Origin of the sequence: Dietzia sp. SLG310A2-38A2 (assembly GCF_014145095.1) — a bacterium.
Taxonomy (GTDB): Bacteria; Actinomycetota; Actinomycetes; order Mycobacteriales; family Mycobacteriaceae; genus Dietzia.
This window is the reverse complement of the sequence record NZ_JAALDX010000438.1, coordinates 1-2,583: the sequence shown is the minus strand read 5'-3', so window position 1 is coordinate 2,583 and position 2,583 is coordinate 1. Positions and strand designations below refer to the sequence as shown.

The 2,583-nt window shown below is 71.4% G+C and carries 5 protein-coding genes and 2 pseudogenes; 3 read left to right on the top strand and 4 right to left on the bottom strand.

Annotated elements, in window-relative coordinates; genetic code table 11:
* Positions 1-191 (bottom strand): annotated as a pseudogene (locus G6027_RS14575) (hypothetical protein); the annotation flags it as partial.
* A 47-nt stretch (positions 192-238) separates the two neighbouring features.
* Positions 239-538, bottom strand: a complete 300-nt coding sequence (locus G6027_RS14570; protein WP_182637801.1) for an EthD family reductase — start codon at positions 536-538, stop codon at positions 239-241.
* A gap of 78 nt (positions 539-616) precedes the next feature.
* Between G6027_RS14570 and G6027_RS14565 the strand changes: the two are divergent.
* From G6027_RS14565 to G6027_RS14555, 3 genes and pseudogenes are all read left to right on the top strand, one after another.
* Positions 617-823: pseudogene (locus G6027_RS14565) on the top strand (SMR family transporter); the annotation flags it as partial.
* 101 nt (positions 824-924) lie between these two features.
* Positions 925-1,119, top strand: coding sequence for a hypothetical protein (locus tag G6027_RS14560; protein WP_182637799.1), 195 nt, complete (start codon positions 925-927; stop codon positions 1,117-1,119).
* A gap of 59 nt (positions 1,120-1,178) precedes the next feature.
* Positions 1,179-1,655 carry an SRPBCC family protein gene (locus tag G6027_RS14555; protein ID WP_182637798.1) on the top strand — a complete coding sequence of 159 codons (477 nt, stop codon included), beginning with the start codon at positions 1,179-1,181 and terminating at the stop codon, positions 1,653-1,655.
* 22 nt (positions 1,656-1,677) lie between these two features.
* Here G6027_RS14555 and G6027_RS14550 read toward each other — a convergent pair whose 3' ends face one another.
* Both G6027_RS14550 and G6027_RS14545 read right to left on the bottom strand, forming a co-directional pair.
* A complete protein-coding gene (locus tag G6027_RS14550) occupies positions 1,678-2,160 on the bottom strand; it encodes a hypothetical protein (RefSeq protein WP_182637797.1) in 483 nt (160 codons plus the stop codon).
* A partial coding sequence (locus tag G6027_RS14545) for a GMC family oxidoreductase (protein ID WP_241727155.1) occupies positions 2,157-2,583 on the bottom strand: 427 nt, incomplete at its 5' end. The genes G6027_RS14545 and G6027_RS14550, both read right to left, overlap by 4 nt.

Genomic DNA, 2,583 nt, shown 5'->3' with positions numbered 1-2,583 from the left:
GCCGCGATCTCCCCGTGGGTGCTGCTCGAGCGCAGCACCGCGATGAGCTTCGCCCCGGGCACGTCGCCGTTCTCCAGGGACTCCGCCACCGCGGTCCCGATCGCGCCGGCGCCGATCACGACCACCGCCAGCGGGCGGTCGAGCGCCCGGTTGGGCTGTGCAGGCCCCGAGGGGGAGTGGGGAGGGGTCATGGTGGGCTCACCGTACCCACGCCACCGCTGCCGCGCGTTCCCGGCAACTACTCGGTGGAGCCCACGAGCATCGTCGGGGTGATCCCGAGGTTCGCGCCGTCCGCCGCCAGTGCCCGGCCCTCATCGGTGGACATCGCGGCCCCCATCGCCTCGGCGTCCGCGAAGAACAGCTGGGCCATCAGATGGAACTCGGGAGCGGAGCCGTCCGGGCCGGGCAGGAAGCGCGTGACCTTGGCATCCTCGAGGCCGGGCACCGCGCGGGCGAGGGGGATGTGTGTCCCGTCGTAGTACTCGTCGAACTTCTCGACGTCGTCGGGGGTTCCGTAGAGGACGGTGAGGGTGATCAATGGGGGTCCTTTCGAGGGGCGCTCGGTCCGGTCGTCCGGAGGGTGGCGCACTGGGGATGATGCCGCAGTTCGTCGGTCAGCGAGACGGATCCGTCGGTTGTGGTCGGAGTCGCCCTGGTCGTGAGCATGGCCGGGCTGGCCTGCGCGATGAGGGGCCTGTCGGTGGGAACCGCCTATGCGGTGTGGGTCGGCATCGGCGGCTCACTCATCGTCCTCTACGCCATGGCCACCGGTGCGGAGCCGGTCTCGCTCGCCAAGGTGGTCGGGCGCAAGACGGCTGCGTGACCGCCTCGTCACCGCACCGCCGTACCACCGCAGTCCTCTCCGGCGAGCAGCGTTGATGGGCGTCCCGCCCGGGTCTACGGTGAGGTCATGAGGGTGAGGTCATGAGATCGCACGCGGCCGGACCATTGGTCGGTGTGGGACTCGTCTACGGGGCCGGGGTCGGTCTGATCATCGGGCTCGCGGTCGCGGGCCCGGCAGGTCTGGCCCCGGGACTCGTCATGGGTGCGGGACTCGGTGCGGTCGCCGGGAACATGGCGGAACTCGGGCGTACGGTGGTCGGAAGGCAGGCCCACTGACCCGAGCCACCTCGTGGCCTGAACCGTCATCGACGTCTTCCGAGAGGACCGGTCCACCCATGACCTCCATCACCACAGTCGACCGCGGACCGCGCGTCGTCGCCCGGCGTGTCACCGTCAACGCCCCCGCCGACGAGTTGTTCGCGCTGGTCGACGACCCGGCGAAGCACGGCCTCGTCGACGGATCGGGGACGGTCCGCGACAACGTCAAGGGCCCGTCCGCCCTGTCCGAGGGCGCGAAGTTCACCACGAAGATGCGGATGTACGGCGTCCCGTACCGCATCACCTCCACCGTGACCGAGCATGTCGACACCCCGGAGTTCAAGGTCGTCGAGTGGGCCCACCCCGCCGGGCACCGCTGGCGCTGGGAGTTCACCCCGACCGACGACGGGCGGACCGAGGTCACCGAGAGCTTCGACAACCGTGAGTCGAAGATCGGGCGGGTCATGGAGCGCGTCGGGATGGCGGAGAAGAACGCCGAGGGGATCACCGAGACGCTCTCGCGCCTGGCCGCGAAGTACGAGTCGAACCGCTGACGATCCGGCACCGCGCAGCGGGCTAGCTGCGAGTGAGCAGTAGCGGAGCCGCGGCGATCCGGGACCACGGGCCGCCGACGAACGTCAACCCCAGGAGCCGGCGGTCGTCCAGCGCACGGAACTCGTCGCGGACCCAGCGCCACGGCACCGGCCCTGCGGGGCCGTAGGAGCACACGATCGTCGGTCGGCCGTCCAGCCAGGACGTCTCCAGCGTGGCCCGCATCGGCAGGGCCTCGCGGAGAGAGCCGCGGCCGTCATCGAGCAGGTTGACCGCGGTGCCGTCGGAGGCGAAACGCTTGCCCCGCCACCCGGGCATCCCGCCCATCGTGATGGCGCGCGGCGCGATCACCTTGAGCGGCGCGGGGCCGACATACGTGACGAGGTAGTCGCCGGGCGCGGGCAGGGTCGCGGCCGGCGTCGCCTGCGTGAACAGGGTTCGCAGCGCACCGAGTGAGCTGGGCAGGGGAGAGGCGGATGGCGGCCCTGCGGGAGGGAGTTGGGTCATGGGGCTCCGATCGTCCGGGTGGAGGTCGCGGTGGAGGTCGCGGTGGAGGTCGTCGTGGCGATCGCGGCGACGCGGGCGCGGTAGCGGGCGGCGAAGCGTTCGGCCATCGCGGTGATGGTCAGGCTCGGGTTGACGCCGACGTTCGCCGGGATGGCGGAACCGTCCACCACGTACAGGCCGGGATGGCCGAAGACCCGGTGATCGGTGTCGATCACACCGTCCGCCGCCGACTCTCCCATCGACGCGCCACCGAGCACGTGCGCGGTGATCGACTTGCCGCCCACGCTCTCCAGCAACAGGTTGAGCGGCCGCCCGCCCACCGACTCCGCGAACCGGCGCGCGACCTCGTTGGCCTGCGGCAGATAGCTCGGGGCCTGCGCGCTGCCCGAGGCCTGTGACCGGAGCACCCGCCGCCACGGGCGG

What these genes read in the sequence shown, in the direction of transcription:
- G6027_RS14560 (WP_182637799.1), top strand. Translation starts at nt 925, where the DNA reads ATGAGATCGCACGCGGCCGGACCATTGGTCGGTGTGGGACTCGTCTAC.
- G6027_RS14555 (WP_182637798.1), top strand. Translation starts at nt 1,179, where the DNA reads ATGACCTCCATCACCACAGTCGACCGCGGACCGCGCGTCGTCGCCCGG.
- G6027_RS14550 (WP_182637797.1), bottom strand. Translation starts at nt 2,160, where the DNA reads ATGACCCAACTCCCTCCCGCAGGGCCGCCATCCGCCTCTCCCCTGCCC.